General features: G+C 69.5%; 20 protein-coding genes. 4 read left to right on the forward strand and 16 right to left on the reverse strand.

Features of this window, described 5'->3' with window-relative positions; genetic code table 11:
• Position 1: 1 nt before the first annotated feature.
• The 6 genes from CRP45_RS13055 to hemB all read right to left on the reverse strand — a co-directional run bounded on the left by CRP45_RS13055 (position 2) and on the right by hemB (position 3,378).
• Positions 2–220 carry a hypothetical protein gene (locus tag CRP45_RS13055; RefSeq protein ID WP_143861423.1) on the reverse strand — a complete coding sequence of 73 codons (219 nt, stop codon included), beginning with the start codon at positions 218–220 and terminating at the stop codon, positions 2–4.
• 94 nt (positions 221–314) lie between these two features.
• Entirely contained in the window at positions 315–512 is a 198-nt protein-coding gene (locus tag CRP45_RS13060; RefSeq protein WP_097245227.1) for a hypothetical protein, read from the reverse strand.
• A gap of 112 nt (positions 513–624) precedes the next feature.
• Positions 625–873: a hypothetical protein gene (locus CRP45_RS13065; protein WP_143861424.1), complete on the reverse strand. Its 249-nt coding sequence runs from the start codon at positions 871–873 to the stop codon at positions 625–627.
• Complete coding sequence (locus CRP45_RS13070) at positions 870–1,544, reverse strand: hypothetical protein (protein ID WP_245910093.1); 675 nt, start codon at positions 1,542–1,544, stop codon at positions 870–872. Before CRP45_RS13070 ends, CRP45_RS13065 begins: the two co-directional genes overlap by 4 nt.
• A gap of 329 nt (positions 1,545–1,873) precedes the next feature.
• Positions 1,874–2,404, reverse strand: coding sequence for a hypothetical protein (locus CRP45_RS13075; protein ID WP_067792122.1), 531 nt, complete (start codon positions 2,402–2,404; stop codon positions 1,874–1,876).
• Positions 2,401–3,378 carry a porphobilinogen synthase gene (gene hemB / locus CRP45_RS13080; protein ID WP_067792206.1) on the reverse strand — a complete coding sequence of 326 codons (978 nt, stop codon included), beginning with the start codon at positions 3,376–3,378 and terminating at the stop codon, positions 2,401–2,403. Before hemB ends, CRP45_RS13075 begins: the two co-directional genes overlap by 4 nt.
• 136 nt (positions 3,379–3,514) lie before the next feature.
• On the opposite strand from hemB, the gene CRP45_RS13085 reads away from it, so the two are divergent.
• The 3 genes from CRP45_RS13085 (at position 3,515) to CRP45_RS13095 (ending at position 5,310) form a co-directional block, all read left to right on the forward strand.
• Complete coding sequence (locus CRP45_RS13085) at positions 3,515–4,315, forward strand: tetratricopeptide repeat protein (protein WP_179830856.1); 801 nt, start codon at positions 3,515–3,517, stop codon at positions 4,313–4,315.
• A 221-nt stretch (positions 4,316–4,536) separates the two neighbouring features.
• Positions 4,537–4,920: a DUF4189 domain-containing protein gene (locus CRP45_RS13090; protein ID WP_067792115.1), complete on the forward strand. Its 384-nt coding sequence runs from the start codon at positions 4,537–4,539 to the stop codon at positions 4,918–4,920.
• A 108-nt stretch (positions 4,921–5,028) separates the two neighbouring features.
• On the forward strand, positions 5,029–5,310 hold the full coding sequence (locus CRP45_RS13095; protein ID WP_067792203.1) for a hypothetical protein: 282 nt from the start codon (positions 5,029–5,031) through the stop codon (positions 5,308–5,310).
• Between the two features lie 356 nt (positions 5,311–5,666).
• On the opposite strand, the gene CRP45_RS13100 is transcribed toward CRP45_RS13095, so the two are convergent.
• The 5 genes from CRP45_RS13100 to CRP45_RS13120 form a co-directional block, all read right to left on the reverse strand.
• Positions 5,667–7,229: a bifunctional uroporphyrinogen-III C-methyltransferase/uroporphyrinogen-III synthase gene (locus CRP45_RS13100; RefSeq protein WP_097245229.1), complete on the reverse strand. Its 1,563-nt coding sequence runs from the start codon at positions 7,227–7,229 to the stop codon at positions 5,667–5,669.
• A complete protein-coding gene (hemC, locus tag CRP45_RS13105; protein ID WP_084483448.1) occupies positions 7,226–8,320 on the reverse strand; it encodes a hydroxymethylbilane synthase in 1,095 nt (364 codons plus the stop codon). The genes CRP45_RS13100 and hemC overlap by 4 nt, the downstream gene beginning before the upstream one ends.
• Positions 8,317–9,729, reverse strand: a complete 1,413-nt coding sequence (locus tag CRP45_RS13110) for a glutamyl-tRNA reductase (RefSeq protein ID WP_097245230.1) — start codon at positions 9,727–9,729, stop codon at positions 8,317–8,319. Before CRP45_RS13110 ends, hemC begins: the two co-directional genes overlap by 4 nt.
• 73 nt (positions 9,730–9,802) lie before the next feature.
• Complete coding sequence (locus tag CRP45_RS13115) at positions 9,803–10,633, reverse strand: redox-sensing transcriptional repressor Rex (RefSeq protein WP_097245231.1); 831 nt, start codon at positions 10,631–10,633, stop codon at positions 9,803–9,805.
• A gap of 235 nt (positions 10,634–10,868) precedes the next feature.
• Positions 10,869–11,153 (reverse strand): glutaredoxin family protein, encoded by a 285-nt coding sequence (locus tag CRP45_RS13120; protein WP_097245232.1) that lies wholly within the window; start codon positions 11,151–11,153, stop codon positions 10,869–10,871.
• A gap of 187 nt (positions 11,154–11,340) precedes the next feature.
• On the opposite strand from CRP45_RS13120, the gene CRP45_RS13125 reads away from it, so the two are divergent.
• Entirely contained in the window at positions 11,341–12,288 is a 948-nt protein-coding gene (locus CRP45_RS13125; protein WP_245910138.1) for an HAD family hydrolase, read from the forward strand.
• 219 nt (positions 12,289–12,507) lie between these two features.
• Here the strand turns inward: CRP45_RS13125 and CRP45_RS13130 are convergent, their stop codons facing one another.
• The 5 genes from CRP45_RS13130 to proC form a co-directional block, all read right to left on the reverse strand.
• Complete coding sequence (locus tag CRP45_RS13130) at positions 12,508–13,536, reverse strand: lysophospholipid acyltransferase family protein (RefSeq protein WP_067792100.1); 1,029 nt, start codon at positions 13,534–13,536, stop codon at positions 12,508–12,510.
• Positions 13,533–14,564, reverse strand: coding sequence for an NAD-dependent epimerase/dehydratase family protein (locus tag CRP45_RS13135; protein WP_174554887.1), 1,032 nt, complete (start codon positions 14,562–14,564; stop codon positions 13,533–13,535). The genes CRP45_RS13130 and CRP45_RS13135 overlap by 4 nt, the downstream gene beginning before the upstream one ends.
• A gap of 258 nt (positions 14,565–14,822) precedes the next feature.
• Positions 14,823–14,924: a 30S ribosomal protein bS22 gene (locus CRP45_RS13140; protein WP_003402602.1), complete on the reverse strand. Its 102-nt coding sequence runs from the start codon at positions 14,922–14,924 to the stop codon at positions 14,823–14,825.
• A gap of 244 nt (positions 14,925–15,168) precedes the next feature.
• A complete protein-coding gene (locus tag CRP45_RS13145) occupies positions 15,169–15,357 on the reverse strand; it encodes a helix-turn-helix domain-containing protein (protein WP_040696222.1) in 189 nt (62 codons plus the stop codon).
• A 295-nt stretch (positions 15,358–15,652) separates the two neighbouring features.
• Positions 15,653–16,474, reverse strand: a complete 822-nt coding sequence (gene proC / locus CRP45_RS13150) for a pyrroline-5-carboxylate reductase (protein WP_097245234.1) — start codon at positions 16,472–16,474, stop codon at positions 15,653–15,655.
• Positions 16,475–16,493 lie beyond the last annotated feature (19 nt).

The following is a 16,493-nucleotide window of genomic DNA, read 5'->3' on the forward strand; positions in this document are numbered from 1 at the left end:
ACTACGTGTTGATGCACGGAGCCGCGGCGGACATCGACTGCAACGCGCACATGAGTCCGTTCAGCGCGCCCGCCGACCCGGTCTCCGGCACCAGCCCGGCGACGGGAGCCGTCGGCTCCAAGGGCAACCCTGCGTCGGTGGCCATGGCGGGCGCGGCCGCCAAACCGATCGCCGCGAACGCGACGAGGGCCGCACCGAACCTTGCACCGAGAACCTTCACGAGCAACACCTTCCATTCGACAAGCTCACCGGCGAATGCCGGTGTGCCACAAGGCGTATCGGCTCTCGAAGCGGGTTCGTTTCAGATACTCGGCTCAGGTGATGCCCACGCAGAACAACGCGAGTCCCGTGGTGGCGAGGCAGTCCAGCGGCGGGGGCAGCAGCTTCATCAGCCCCGGCGGGGTGGTCGCGGTGAACGCGGGCGTCACCGGCACCGGCGGCGGTGGGGTGTATTCGACGGGCGCCGCGGCTGCCGGTACCGCACCGGCCGCACCGATCAGGCCACCGGCCACAACCCCATGGCGATCTTCTTCGCGTGGATTGTCGGCTTCATGAGGTGGTTGTTCCCGCCACGGCCCTGGTGAAACAGCGGCGCGGCGTGGTGACCGGGTTCGGTCGACTAGCTCACTTCTTCGCGGCGGACCGCAGCGCGCGGGTCACCGCGTCGATACCGAGCAGGCCCGCCACGGCGACCAGAAATGCCGCGAGCACCAGCCACGGCGCGTTGTAGCGGGTCGCCTCGAAGCCGGGCACCTCGCCGAGCGGCGCGAACGCTGTGGTGACGATCCCCCGGTTCCAGCTCAGCACCGCGAGCACCAGCGCGGCGACGGCCGCACCGACCTCGCCGAGCGCCACAGTCATCTCATGTCTCACCGGTCCGCTCCGTTCTCGCCGTGCCGTTCCTCGGTGCCCTCGGGTTTCCGCGCTTCGCCACGTTCGGAGGACAGCGCAGCGGCACCCTCGGACCCCGGCATCTCAGCACGCTCGGATCGCAGCGCCGCGGCATCCTCGGACGACAGCACCTCGGCGCTCTTGGATTCCTGCGCCTCGGCGCTCTTGGATCTCAAGGCTTCGCCGCCCTCTGAGGACAGCGCCGCGGTGAGCGCGGTCCGCAAGCCGCGGTGATCGCGCGCCCACGCCTGCACGAGTCCGCCGTCGCGCAGCCGCAGGCCGATTCCCTTGCGCCTGCGCGGCACGCCGCTCAGCTCGCCGAGCGCTCGCGCGGACTCCCAGTCCTCGTCGTTCCACGAGTGCTCGTCGCGCTCCGGCAGCACGCCCGCGATGCCGGTCAGCGGCAGGGTCTCGGCGCCTTGGCGCAGGGTCGATCCGGTCAGCTCGACGCTGACATGACGGCGGCCCGCGACCACTTGCAGCGCAACGAAAGCCGCGATCAGCGCCCCGCAGAAGATCAACGCGAACCAGTGCACCGGACTGGAGGTGACCATCTCCAGCACGAGGACGAGGAGACAGAGCAGGGGGCCGTAGAGCACCGCGCGCCACCGCGCACCCGGCTCCGCGAACAAGACCGCGTCGCCGTCGCTCACGCCGCACTACCCATCGGATCGCGGGGGGCTCCGGCTCGCATCACCGGTGAATTCAGCCGACCAGCCCCGGCAGCAGCAGGACCGCGACGGTGACCACGCCGAACAGGATCAGCAGGCTGAGGACGAGCAAATCTCGCCGAATGCTCTGCGGCTGTTGGATCACCACTCGCATCTATGCCTCCGATCTCCCGGAGTCCACTGGATGACGCCCTCACGCAACGCAAGACAACGCATGACCAATAACTACCGGTTCCCATGTCTACTGTGACAACCCTCACCATACATGTCTGTACTACGGCGACAAATTCGGTGACGCCCCGGTCATCCGTTCAGCGGCGGTTCGGCTGGAAGTAGGTGATCGACTCGGGACGGTAGCTCAGATACAGCGCGCCACCGGCCAACACGCCCTGCACGATCGCCGCGCCGCCCGCGACGAGCGAGGCAACGCCGGTGACCGCGTCCAGCGCGAACAGCGCCGCGAAGGCGCCGAGCACCAGCCAGATCGCGACGACGGTCAAGATCGTGCGCGCCCAGAGTTTGCCGCGGCCGAACTGGTGCACGATCGCGAACGCGCCCGCGGCCAGCGCGAGCCCGGCGAGCACCATGCCGACGAGCATCAGGGAGACCAGCAGTTCGGCGGTGGCCATGGCGAAATTCGGGTCGCCCGCCTTGCCCTGATCGAACATCCGCTTGTCGAGCTCGTCGCGCTGCTGTAACGAGGTCAGCACCGTGCCGACCAGCTGCACCACGCCGAATCCGATGATCCCCCACCACACTTGGCGGGCCGTACGGATGTCTTCGGGCATCGGCGGCCGCTGCGGGAACGGCGCGACGCCCATCGGTCTCGGGTAGTTCGTCACGACAACCAGTGTGCGGCTTCGGTCGCCCAGTAGGTGAGCACGATGTCCGCGCCCGCCCGGCGGATGCCGACCAGCGATTCCAGCACCGCGCCGCGGCGGTCGATCCAGCCGCGCTGCGCGGCGGCGGTGATCATCGCGTACTCGCCGGAGATCTGGTAGGCCGCCACCGGCACCGTCGACCGGTCGGCGACGTCGCGCAGGATGTCCAGGTACGACATGGCCGGCTTGACCATCACGATGTCGGCGCCCTCGGCGAGGTCCAGCTCCAGCTCGCGCAGCGATTCCCTGCGGTTGGCGGGGTCCTGCTGGTAGGTGCGGCGGTCGCCCTCGAGCGAGGAGCCGACGGCCTCGCGGAACGGGCCGTAGAAGGCCGAGGCGTATTTCGCCGCGTAGGCCAGGATGCCGGTGTCGGTGCGGCCGACCGCGTCGAGGCCGCGCCGGATCGCGCCGACCTGACCGTCCATCATGCCGCTGGTGCCGAGCAGATCGGCGCCCGCTTCGGCCTGGGAGATAGCCATGTCGACGTAGCGGTGCAGGGTCGCGTCGTTGTCCACCGCGCCGTTGGTCGCGAGCACGCCGCAGTGGCCGTGATCGGTGAACTCGTCGAGGCAGGTGTCGGCCATGATCACCGTCGAGTCGCCGACCTCCTCGGACAGCGCGCGCAGACCGCGGTTCAGGATGCCCTTCGGATCGCTGGCCTGACTGCCGGTGGCGTCCTTGTCCTCCGGCTTGGGCACGCCGAACAGCATGAGCCCGCCGACGCCCGCCGTGACGGCCTCCACGGCGGCTTTGCGCAGCGAGTCCATCGAATGCTGGTGGACCCCCGGCATCGAGCCGATCTCGCGCGGCTCGTCCAGGCCGTCGGCCACGAACATCGGCAGCACCAATTGCCGTGGTTCCAACGTGGTTTCGGCCACGAGACGGCGCAGAGCGGGAGTACGGCGCAACCGCCGCGGGCGGTCCATTCCGGTCATGAATCGCACGATACGCCTGCTCGGCGGAGGTGTCGCGAGCGCATGGGGGCGGTGGTCATCCGGCCCACCGCGTGATGCGTTTTGCGTCATCCTGAAGAGGGGGGCCTCTCGGCGAGCCGGATCTCGGAGGCAGGCGATGACGGGTTACGACCGGTACGGGCCGCGAGTGGCGGCGCTGCGGCGCTACGCCGAGGGCGGGGACGTGTGGGCGATGGAGCGGCTGGCCGAGGCGCTGCGCGAGGTCAAGGACGCGGACGGTGCGGAGCATTGGCTGCGGCGGGCCGCGGAGCTCGGGAGCGTTTCCGCGCTCGGCCCGCTCGGCGAGCTCGCCGAGGCGGACGGGCGCGTCGCGGAGGCCATCGGGTGGTGGGAGCAGGCCGTCGCCGCCGGTTGCGCGGGCGCGGATCTGCAACTCGGTGCTCTGTATCTCGAGCGCGGGGAACTGGATGCGGCGGAGTCCTGGTTGCGGACTTCGGCCGCGAACGGAGACCCCGAGGCGATGGCCAATATGGGCGTGATCGCGCACCGGCGCGGTGACGACGAGGCCGCCGTCCGCTGGTACGAGCGCGCGGCCGAACGCGGAAACCCAACGGCCATGCGCAGTCTCGGCGTGCACCTGGCCCGCGCGGGCGACGTCGAGCGCGCCGTCGGCTTGCTCACCGAGGCCGTGCGCCTCGGCCGCCGCGACGCGATGGCCGTGCTCGGCGCCCTCTACCTCGACGTCGGCGACACCGAACGAGGCGAGCACTGGCTGCGCCGAGGCGCGGCGGCCGGTGATCCCGACTCCATGTTCCACCTGGCGGTGGCTTTGCGAGGCCGACCGACCACCGGCACGCCGAACGGCGACGAAGCGACCCACTGGCTCCGCAAGGCAGCCGATCTCGGCCATCCCCAGGCCCTTCGGCTCCTCCTCGAACCCGGCACCCTCGAACCCTGATGCCGCGCCCCGGCATTGACCCTGCTCGGTGTCGGACTCCCCACCTCTCCCCCTGCGGCGCGCCAAGACCAGCATCCGCCTCCCCGCAACCCAACTCGCCGGGCGGCGAACCGCAGGCACATCGCGGCATTAAGCGATCGTTCGGAAGACGGTAAGCGAGCTCGATAGGTTGGAGACGACGCGGCAAACGAGCTGCCGGACAAATCTTTTGGGGGATCCCGATGAAGAAGCTGACCACCACGGTGTTGCGCGTGACGCTCACCGCGGCCATCGCCGGAACACTGCTCGGCGTCTCCGCGGGCCCCGCCGCGGCGGACCAGGACAAGTGGGGCGCGATCGCGTACTCGCCGTCGACCGGCGCGACGGGCGGCGCGCGTAACTACAGCACCAAGGCGAGGGCCGAACGCGTGGCGGTCGACACCTGCGACAAGTCCGACTGCCGGGTGATGCTGAACTTCGTCAACAAGTGCGGCGCCGTCGCGCGAGCCTCCGACAACAGCTGGTCATGGGGACGTGGCCCGACCAGGGCCGACGCGACCGCGAACGCGATCGGCGCGGCGACCGGACGCAACCCGCAGATCAAGCAATCGGTGTGCACCGACTGAGTACGCGAAAAGGGTTGCGGCCAGCGGTTTTTGTCGGTGGGGGCGGGTAGAATCGAAGCTGTGTTCGAGGGGATCCGCCGGGTTCCCGATCGCGAGGGGAGGACGCAAGTGCCCGCGACCGCAGCCGCCCGAAAGTCCACGATCATCACGCCCTACCGGCCGCTGGAGAAGCGCCCGCTGCCCGCGGGGCGTCCGCGCAAGTGGTACGTCACGCACAACCGCAGGCTCAAGGCGATGCGGCTGAGCATCGCCCTGCTCGACTCGGGGATCTACCTGCCGACCCAGGCGAGCAACGAGAAGATCCGTGCCACCGCCGAACTCGTCGGCATCCGCCCGCCATCGGACACCACGTGCCGCCTGGTGCGCACCCTGCTGCGCTACAGCCGCTGACTGCGTCCGGCCCGAGGCCGGGCGCGAAAGCGAAACGTCCACAACGCCGTGGGCGTTTCGCCGCGCGGAAGCTCCGCGGACCGGCCGAAACCGTTCAGGTCGGCGAACGGTGCACACAGCCTCGACCCCGGGGATGCAAAACACCCTCTCAGGATGGATGTTCGCCGCACGGTCAGCGCTGTGGGCGGTGCCGAAAACGGATGCGGCCGAAGAACGGCGCGAACAGCGTCGACCCCAAACGCGCAACGACCACGCAAAGTGGGCGTTCGCCGCGCCGACCCACCCGGCGCACAACGATGCCTACGTCCGAAACGCGAAACGCCCACACTCGGTGGGCGTTTCGCGGCGGACGGAACTTACCGGCTGCGCCGGCTCTTCTTGCGCGGCGGCGGAAGCAGACCCTCGGCGCGCAGCCGGGCCGCGTGCTCGGCGAGCGCCTCGACCAGCGGGCCGACCTGCGCGGTCTCGGGCTGCACGTCCACGCGCAGGCCGAACTCGATGGCCGTCTCGGCGGTCTTCGGGCCGATGCAGGCAACGATGGTGCGCGCGTGCGGCTTGCCCGCGATGCCGACCAGGTTGCGGACCGTGGAGGACGAGGTGAACAGCACCGCGTCGAAACCGCCGGTCTTGATCATCTCGCGGGTCTCCGCGGGCGGCGGCGAAGCGCGCACCGTGCGGTAGGCGGTCACGTCGTCGATCTCCCAGCCGCGGTCGCGCAGACCCTCGGCCAGCGTCTCGGTGGCGATGTCGGCGCGCGGCAGCAGCACCCGGTTCACCGGATCGAAAACGTCGTCGTAGGGCGGGAAGTCGGCGAGCAGACCCTCGGAGGACTGCTCACCCGAAGGCACCAGCTCCGGGTTGATGCCGAACGAGCGCACCTTGTCCGCGGTGGCCTCGCCGACGCAGGCGATCTTCACGCCGCTGAACGCCCGCGCGTCCAAACCGAATTCGGCGAACTTCTCCCACACCGCGCGCACCGCGTTGGTGGAGGTGAACACCACCCACTGGTAGCGGCCGTCGACCAGACCCTTGACCGCGCGCTCCATCTGCGCCGGGCTGCGCGGCGGCTCGACCGCGATGGTCGGCACCTCCATCGGGATGGCGCCGTGGGTCACCAGCCGCTCGCTCATCTCGGCGGCCTGATCCTTGGTGCGCGGCACGAGCACGGTCCAGCCGTACAGCGCGCGCGACTCCCACCACGACATCTTCGCCCGGGTGGCGACCGCCTTGCCGATGGTCACCACCAGCGGGCCGACCAGCTCGGAGGCGGCACTGTTCAGCGTGGCCAGTGTCGCTTCGATGGTGCGCTGCTGGCGGGTGGTTCCGCGCACGGTCACCGCGACCGGGGTCTGCGGCGCCATGCCGTGCTCGACCAGCGCGCTCGCGGTCTCGGCCAAGTGGCCGGAGGTGGCGTGCAGGACGAGCGGGCCGGGCGCGGCGGCCAGCGCCGCCCAGTCGACCTCGCCGCGCACGTCCGCCTCGGTGTGACCGGAGCCGAGCGCGATGCCGGCGTAGCTGGGTACCGCGGAGCCGTTCGGCAGGCCGGGCAGCACCTCGAAAACCATGTGCGAGCGGGTCACCGCGGTGACCTCGGTGATCACCGAATCGGCCGTCAGCGGATCACCCGCGACGACGCGGACCACGTCGTGGCCGTTGCGCGCCTCGGCGATGAGCGTCTTCGCGACCTCCGCGGGCTCACCGAGCGCGGGTCGCACGTCGAGCGGCCGGGTGCCGTCCTCGTTCTCCTCGACGGCGGTGCCGATCAGCGCGAGCACACCCTTGTCGACATCGGGATCGGTGAAAGCCAGTGTCGCCCGCCCGAGCACCTCGCGCGCACGCACTGTCAGCAGCGCCGGGTCGCCGGGACCCGACCCGACGAACAAGATCCGACCGGGGTGCTTCTTGGTGGCTCGGCTCATTGGTTGTTCTCCATTGGGCTGGGATTGCTGATACGACCTTCGGCCGCGCCCGGTCGCGACCGCTCCGTGTTCGGGACGTCACCTGGATGCTCGGATCTCGCATCCGTGCCGTCTGGTCCGGGGGTACCGAGCAGCTCGCGCGCCCCCAGCTCCAAGAGCTCTTGCGCGAGCGTGCGGCCGAGCCGGTCGGCCTCGGCGGGTGCGCCGACCACCGAAGCGCGCAGCACCTCGGATCCGTCGGCGGCCGCGGCGCAGGCGCGCAGCGAGAGCTCGTCGACGATGCGGCCGTCGTCGTCGAGCGACTCGACGACCTCGGCGAGCGCGCCGATCGGCGCGGTGCACCCGGCCTCCAGCTCGGCGAGCAGCGACCGTTCGGCGATGACGGCGGCCCGGGTGGCCGCGTCGTCGAGCCGGGTCAGCGCCTCGATGGTCTCGGCGTCGTCGCTGCGACACTCGACAGCGAGCGCGCCCTGCGCGGGAGCGGGCAGCATCTGCACCGGCTCCAGCGCCTCGGTCACGGCGTCGAGCCTGCCGATCCTGGACAGACCGGCTCTGGCCACCACCACCGCGTCGAGTTCACCGTCGGTGACCTTGCGCAGGCGGGTGTCCAGGTTGCCGCGCAGCGGCACGATCTCCAGGCCGAGCCCGAGCGCGGCAAGCTGAGCCGCGCGGCGCGGAGCGGAGGTGCCGATACGGGAACCGGCGGGCAGTTCGCCGAGCACCAGTCCGTCGCGGGCCACCAGGGCGTCGCGCGGGTCCTCGCGCGGCGGGATGGCGGCGATGGTGAAGCGGGCGTCCGGCGCGGTCGGCAGGTCCTTGTAGGAGTGCACCGCGATGTCGATCGTGCCCGCGGCCAGCTCGTCGCGCAGCGCCGAGGTGAACACGCCGACGCCGATCTTCTGCACCGGATCGGAGGAGAGATCGCCTGGCGTCTTCACCACGACGAGCTCGGCCGGATGCCCGGCGGCGATCAGCGCGTCGCGCACAGTACCCGCCTGGGTCAGCGCGAGCAGGCTGCCGCGGGTGCCGATGCGCCACGGCGCGCGGGTGCCGTCGGCGGTCATGTTGTCCTCTTCCTGAACGACGGTCATGCCGACTTGCCCTCCTCGCCGAGATGTCCCGCGGTGAAGTCGTCGGCGAGTCCGAGGCCGAGGTCACCGGTGAGCGTGCTGATTTCCATCGGAGCGGCAACCGCTTGCGCCGCACCGGGTTTGAGTTCGAACAGTTCGCGTAGCGCCTCGGCGTAGCTGTCGCCGCCCGGCGTCGACGCGAGTTGCTTCACCCGCACGGTCGGCGCGTGCAGCAGCTTGTCGACGACCCGGCGCACGGTGCGCGCCACCTCGTCCCGCTCCGGATCGGCCAGGCTCGGCAACCGCGAATCCAGCCGCAGCAGTTCGGCTTCCACCACTTCGGCGGCGCGCTGGCGCAGGGCGGCGACCGTCGGGGTCACCTCGGCCATGCGCTGCCCCGCCAGGTACTTGGCGAGTTCGTCGGCGACGATCGACCGTGCGGCGGCGGTGTCGTCGGCCGCTGCGCCCGCGGCCGGATCGCGCTGCAGGGTCTCGATGTCGATCACCGCGACACCCGGCAGACCGGCCACCGCGTGCTCGACGTCGCGCGGCAGGCCGAGGTCGCAGAACACCAGCGGGCGCTCGGTCGCCGGGAATTCGGCGCGATCACGATCGGCAAGCGCGCGGTGCGTGTCGGCCAGCGTCACCACGGCGCCGACCGCACCGGTACAGGTGACCACCACGTCGGCGGCGGCCATCGCCTCGGTGAGCCGGGAGAGTTCGAGCGCGGTGGACTCGACGCCGTAGGAGCTCGCGGTCTCGGCGAGTCTGCGCGCCCGCTCGATCGTCCGGTTCACCACCAGGATGCGGCCGATGCCCGCGCGCGACAGATGCGCGACGGCCAGCCCGCCCATCGCACCCGCACCGACGACAACGGCCGTGCGGCCCGCCAGCTCGCCGAGCACCTGCTTGGCCCGGTCAAGCGCGACCGACACCACCGACGCGCCCGCGCGGTCGATGCCGGTCTCGGAGTGGACCCGCTTGCCGACCCGCAACGCGTGCTGGGCCAGCTCGTGCAGGGTGCGCCCGACGGCCTGCTGGGCGTCGGCGGAAGCGTAGGCGCCGCGGATCTGGCTGAGCACCTGCTGCTCGCCGACGACCATCGAGTCCAGCCCGCTGGCCACCGCGAACAGGTGCTCGGCAGCGGCCTCGCTGTAGCGCACGTACGCGTGCTTGGTCAGATCCGGCAGCGGCAGCCCGGAATGCTTGGTGAGCAGGTCGCCGACCTCGGCAAGACCGCCGTGGAAGGCGTCGACCACCGCGTACACCTCGACGCGGTTGCAGGTCGACACGATCATGGCCTCGGAGATGTGGCTGGAGGCGAGCATTCGATCGATCAGCTTGGGACGGTCGGCATCGGTGATGGCGACCTTCTCCAGCACTGCGACGGGAGCGCTCCTGTGCGAAATCCCGACGAGCAGAATACTCATGCCTGCGCCTCGCTGACGCTCGGCTTCGGCATGTGTATGACACGCTGGCACATGATTCGCTCACTACGTTCGCTCATGGTGTGACCACCGATCCCTTGCTGCTTGGCTCCGTTGCCGAATGCGAGGTCGTCGAGTGCGTGAGGGCCGGGTGCCCGGCCGGGGAGTGCGGAGTCGGCACGCGGCGCGCGATCCGGCCGGACCCCGCGTGCGCCACCTCGGGCAGCGGTTCCGGCTCGGCGTTGCGGGTCCGTTCGAACGACAACATCTGCATTTCGACCGCCAGGTCCACCCGGCGGACTTCCACCGCGGGCGGCGCGATCAGCCCGCACGCGGAGAAGCTCAGAATCGACTGCAACCCGGCGGCGACCAGCTGGTCGCACACGTCCTGGGCCGCGTCGTCGGGCACCGCGATGACCGCGATGGTTGGTTCCAGTTCGGCGACGCCCGCGGCCAAGCCCGCGACATCGCGCACGGTGAGTCCGGCGACCGACCGGCCGATCACGTCGGGATCGGCGTCGAAGAGGCCGACCACGCTGAATCCGCGCCGCCGGAAGCCGCCGTAGCCGACCAGGGCCCGGCCCAGATTTCCGACACCGACGAGTACCACGCGATGCCCACCGGACAGACCGAGCACGTCCTCGATCCTGGTCCGCAACTTCGCCACGTCATAGCCGACACCCCGGACGCCGTTGGGGCCGAGGAAGGATAAGTCCTTGCGTAACTTGGCCGAATTGACACCCGCCGCGACAGCGAGTTCCTCACTCGATACGATGAGCACACCGTCATCGGCCAACATGGCGAGGACCCGGAGATAGGTGGCCAGTCGCGCCACCGTGGCCTGCGGGATGTCCTTCTGCAGAGCCCTGCCGGAGACGCCGCCCGGCGCCTCATGCTGCTCTGTCACGTGTCGGCTCCTCGTTCCGGCCTGCACAGGTCCGGTTCGTCGTTCGACCTCGAGCCCGGCGGCGGTCCGGTGCCATGGTCGAAGTATCGGATTTCAGGGCGGCTCCGCAGCCTCGGCATGCGGGTCGCGTGCCACCACCGTAACCGCTTGTGAAGCCCTGCACAAAGTCGGTGAAATTGGCCTCATTTTCCGCCGCGACCAGCGCAGCGGCCAAATCGGACACGGATCACACCGATCAGCGACCCAGATCCGCCCGCAAACGCGCCTCGTCGACGTCGAAGTAGCTGTGCTCGCGGCCGTCCAGCAGGACGACGGGAAGCCGGTCGCCGTACTCCGCGCGCAGGCCAGGGTCGGTTTCCGCGGCGACATCGACATCGACGGTGCCCGGTTCGACGCCGAAATCCGCGCAAATCGCGCGCAACTGCTCCAGTGCCGTAGCACACAACCCGCAGCCCGCCCTGGTCAGCAAAATCACTTCGTGCCCGGACGGCGCGGCGGAGCCATCTGTGGGATTGGTCATGCCGGATATTAAAACCCCTCGCCACCGCAGTCGCGGTGCGCGTGGTCTCCGGGTGACTGTCGCCGAAGACAGTTACTGTGGACGTGGTTCGCGCGAACGGGCGGAGGTACTGGTGCCGGAACGATCGAAGGTGGAGAGGGCCGGGTTCATCGCGGGCCGGTTCGGCGAGTTCCCGGTGCGGTGGCATCTGGGCCCGCTCGGCCAGGGCCTGCAGGATCAGCTCGCCCGCATCTCCCGCAGCCCGTTCGGACCGACCGAGGAGGAGGTCCGGGCGAATCTGGCCGGTGAGGCCAGCGCCGACGCGGCGCTCTCGCTGCACGAGTCGGAGCTCGCGACCGCCGAGCCGACGGGACCGGAGGTGCCGCGCGATCTGACCGCCGCGGCGTTCTTCGACGTGGACAACACGATGGTGCAGGGTGCCTCGATCGTGCATTTCGCGCGCGGTCTCGCGGCGCGCAAGTACTTCAAGACCTCCGACCTGGTCGACGTGGCGTGGAAACAGGTGAAGTTCCGCGTCACCGGCAAGGAGAGCAGCACCGACATGGCCTCCGGCAAGGAGAAGGCGCTCTCGTTCATCGCGGGCCGCCCGACCTCCGAGCTTGCCGCGCTCGGCGAGGAGATCTACGACGAGATCATCGCCGACAAGATCTGGCCGGGGACGAGGGCGCTGGCGCAGATGCACTTGGACGCGGGCCAGCAGGTCTGGCTGGTCACCGCGACGCCGGTGGAGCTGGCGCAGGTGATCGCCAAGCGGCTCGGCCTGACCGGCGCGCTCGGCACCGTCGCGGAGAGCGTCGACGGGAAGTTCACCGGGCGCCTGGTCGGCGACATCCTGCACGGACTCGGCAAGGCGCACGCGGTGCGCACGCTTGCCATCCGCGAGGGCCTGAACCTCAAGCGCTGTACCGCCTACTCCGACAGCCACAACGACGTGCCGATGCTCTCGCTGGTCGGCACGGCGGTCGCGATCAATCCCGACTCGGACCTACGCGAGGTCGCCAAGAACCGAGGCTGGGAGATCCGCGACTTCCGCACCGGACGCAAGGCGGCCAAGATCGGCGTGCCGACGGCGCTGGCGCTGGGCGCGGCAGGTGGGGCGGTGGCCGCGGCAGTCACCCGTCGGCGCGACCACTGACGGCGGCCCGCCAAACCAATCGGGTCGGGTTCGATCCGCGGGCCAACGCACCTTAAGCACCCGCTCGCCCCACACGGAGCGAGCCCGACGAGCGACCCGTTCGCGGCCGTCTCGCTGCCCAGCGGTCGAAGCGCATGCGACGAAGTCGCGAGTCTCGACCGCTGGGCAGCGAGACATAAAGGCCGCGAACACGCGCGCGCCAGCGCGCCAAAGACAGAGCTACCCCGTGAACGGGTTGCGGCGCTTGGTGAGCAGCTTGTAGAGCGTCTGCTGGATGGTCTCGCGGACCTGGTCGGTGACCTCGAACATGGTCATCGGGTCGTCGGCGGCCTCCGGCTCGTAGGCCGTGGTGGCGATGGGCTTGCCGAACTCGATGTACCACTTCGAGGGCAGCGGCACCGCGCCGAGCGGGCCCAAGTGCGGGAACATCGGCGTCACCGGGAAGTACGGGAGCCCGAGCAGGCGGGCGAGCGGCTTGATGTCGGCCAGCTTCGGGTAGATCTCCTCGGAGCCGACGATCGAGCACGGGATGATCGGCACGCCGGTGCGCACCGCGGCGGCGACGAAACCGCCGCGCCCGAAGCGCTGCAGCTTGTAGCGGTCGGAGTACTGCTTGCCGACGCCCTTGAACCCCTCTGGGAAGACGCCCGTCAGTTCGCCGGAACGCAGCAGGCGTTCGGCGTCCTCGCGGCAGGCCAGCGTGTGCCCGGCCTTGCGGGCAAGCACGCCGAGGAACGGCAGCTCGAAGATGAGGTCGGCGGCGAGCAGGCGCAGCGCGCGCTGCTTGGCGTGGTGGTCGTGGATGGCCAGCTGGAGCATCAGGCCGTCGACGGGAACGGTGCCCGCGTGGTTGGCCACCACCAGCGCGCCACCCACCTCGGGGATGTTCTCCATGCCGCTGACCTCGACGCGGAACCACAGGTCCGACAGCGGGCGCAGCGCGGGCAGGATGACCGACTCGAGCAGATGCTCGTCGAAGCCGAACTCGTCGACCTGGTAGTCGCCGGTCACGCGGCGGCGCGCGAAGTCGGCGGTGCGGCCGATCTGCTTGCCGACCTCTTTGCGGATCAGGTCGGTCAGCGACTGCGGCCGCTGCGGCACGGCCGAGGCGAGTCGATCGGTCAACGACGTGACCCGGCTCGGCTTCGTCTCGCCCTTCGGCATTTCCGGCCAGCGGCGGGTGCTGGTGCGCTGCCTTGTTTCGATATTCAGATCATGAAGTTGGATGACTTTCGCCACGTCGTTCATTGGTGTGCTCCCGTACCGGCCCCGATGAGGCCGAGCAGTTTCTTTTCTGCGGCATCGATCCACGCTGGATCGAAGACGGGCCGCAACGCTGCGCCCCCGATGAAGTCGTCGAACGCCTGAACGGTTGTCCAGCGCGGCTCGAAACCGAGTTCGGTTCGCATCCGCGTGGTGTCCAGGCCACAGCCGAAATGGAAGTAATCCAGTTGTTCGCCGGTGAATTCCCGCATCACCGGCCCCATCAACGCGCGACCAGCGGTGCGGAACACCGTGAACGGCACCGGCAGTTCGATGCGCCCCGCCCGACGCACCGCCTGCGACAGCGCCAACGCACCATCGCCCGCGACGTTGTAGGTACCGCCGGGGGCCGCTTGCGCCGCATGTGCGAGCGCGGCCACCGCATCTTCTTCGTGCAACAGCTGCATTCGAGGGTCCCGGCCGAAGACGGTCGGGGTTACCGGTGAACGGAGATACTGTACGCCGCGCCCGGCCAGCCGTGGGCCCACAATGGGCGCGAAACGCAGAATCGATGCCGCGATATCGGGGCGGCGGCGAGCGAGCCCGCGCACGAAACCCTCGATTTCGATCATGTCGCGGGCGAACCATCCGCGCGGCGGCCTGCGCGCACTCATTTCCTCGGTGAATTTCGCCGGATCCTTGGCGCTGCACCCGTAGATCGCCGAGGTCGAGCGGACTACCACGCGCCGCACCGAAGGCGACTTCTGGCAGACGGCGAACAGTTGCATGGCGCCGAGCACGTTGAGGTCTTTCATCACCGCGCGGCCGCCGCCCGCGGGCGGCTTGGCCAGGATCGCGGTGTGCACGACGGTGTCGACCTCGTGGTTGCCGATCACCTTGCGGATCAGGGGATTTCGAATGTCGCCGCGGACGAACTCGGCGCGGCCCATGCGGCGCCGCAGCTCTCGGCTGGGGGTCATGGTGTCGACGGCGAGAATACGCTCGACGGCCGGATCCTGAGCGAGCTTGGCTACCACGGCGCTGCCGAAGAAGCGGCTGGCGCCGGTCACCATCACGACCTTGGGCGTGTGCCCGTCTCTTATGTCAGATCCCACCGCAGCACCCGATCCCACCTACCAGGCCCCCATTTACGTTTATTCGGCGGTTCCAGAGTAGCCGCTACCGTCTGGGTCGCCGAGAGTATTAATCAGGATCTAACGATGACTTCAGTCACCGGTTACATGAAAATATTTCAAACTGAACTGTTTCAAAAACAGAGGCCCGCCACCGATCTGGTGACGGGCCTCATCTCGCGCCAAGGGCGCGCGCGCTCACTTGCCGAGTTTGCGCCGCTGAACACGCGTGCGGCGAAGCAGCTTGCGGTGCTTCTTCTTCGACATGCGCTTGCGGCGCTTCTTGATCACAGAACCCATAGGGTGTCCTCGCGTTCTCTCTACTCGGCGCGCACGCCGTCGCGTACGCCTAGCTGATTTCGGCATCCGCGCCGCCAGCGGCCACCGGACACCACGAACTGGCGCCGCAGGCAGGCGAACACGAACCGAGGGTTCATCCTACCGGTATCCGATGGCGGCACGAGCAACGGCCCTCGCGGGCACGCACGCCGTCGTTCGCGGGCTCCCGCGCGTCGAGCGGGTCCCTGTCAGGGGCGAAACCGCCTCACCCAGCGTCGAAGTAGGACGTCTCCAGGTAGTCGTGCACGGCCTTCGCGTGCACGCGGAACGACCGGCCGACGCGCACCGCGGGCAGCTCGCCCGAATGCACCAACCGATAGACCGTCATCTTGGACACCCGCATCAGATTCGCCACTTCGGCGACGGTGAGGAATTGCGTACCACCGCCGAGCATCGATTGGCCCGACGATCCCGAACTGCCTTGCGCTCGGCCACCGCTACGGCCACCTGACGGTCCTGACGAACCTGGTGACGTCCCCGAGCTATTTGCAGACATCTTGTTGGAAGACATCATTGCACCATTGACCTCCGGCACGTCCGCGCCGCCGGCTTCCCCACCGGCGGAACAGACACGCACGTGCTCCTTGAAGCTTAGCGGGGCTAGTGGGATTACTGCGACGTGTGTGAGAAATCAGCTTCTGACGCCCGGTTTGCCCCAATGCGAACGCTAGATGTACGCGTCGTGCGCGCTATTCCGCCGACGCGCCCTGTTCGGCGGACCGCTGTTTGGCCGCGTGCAAAGCCTCGAGAAACGCCGACCGAACGCCACCGCGCTCGAGTTCGCGCAACGCCGCCGCGGTGGTGCCCGCCGGCGAGGTGACGGCCGCGCGCAGGTCCACCGCGCTCTGGCCGGACTCGTCGAGCAGCGCGGCCGAACCGACCATCGTCTGCACCACGAGCTGCGTCGCGACGTCCCTGGTCAGGCCGAGCCCGACGCCGGCGTCGATCATGGCCTCGACGACGAGCAGGAAGTAGGCGGGACCGGAGCCGGACACCGCGGTGACCGCGTCCATCTGCGACTCGGCGACCGTGGCGACCTTGCCGACCGAACCGAGCACGTCGGTGACCAGCTCCAGCTGCTCGGGCTTTGCGTAGCGCCCCGGCGCGAGCACGCTCATGCCCTGGCCGACCAGCATCGGGGTATTCGGCATCACCCGCACCACGGGGAAGCCCGCGGGCAGCTTGGCCTCCAGCCGCGCGGTCGGCACGCCCGCGGCCAGCGAGACGAGCACCTGGTCGCGGTCGCCCGCGTTCAGCTCGGCCTTGCCCAGTTCGGTCAGCACCGTGTCGACGTCACCCGGCTTGACCGCGATCACCAGCAGATCGGCGCCGACGGCCGCGTCGGCCGCCTCGCCCGTGACGCGCACGCCGAACCGGCTCGCGATCAGCTCGGCCCGGTCGGCGTGCGTCTCGACGACGACCAGATCCTTGCTCGCCCTGCCCGATTCCAGCAAACCGGCGATCAACGCCTCCCCGATCCGGCCTCCACCGATCACCGCAATTCTCGTCATGGTGGTAAAGGTTAGTGCG

This window comes from Nocardia amikacinitolerans (assembly GCF_900215415.1).
Taxonomy (GTDB): Bacteria; Actinomycetota; Actinomycetes; order Mycobacteriales; family Mycobacteriaceae; genus Nocardia; species Nocardia amikacinitolerans.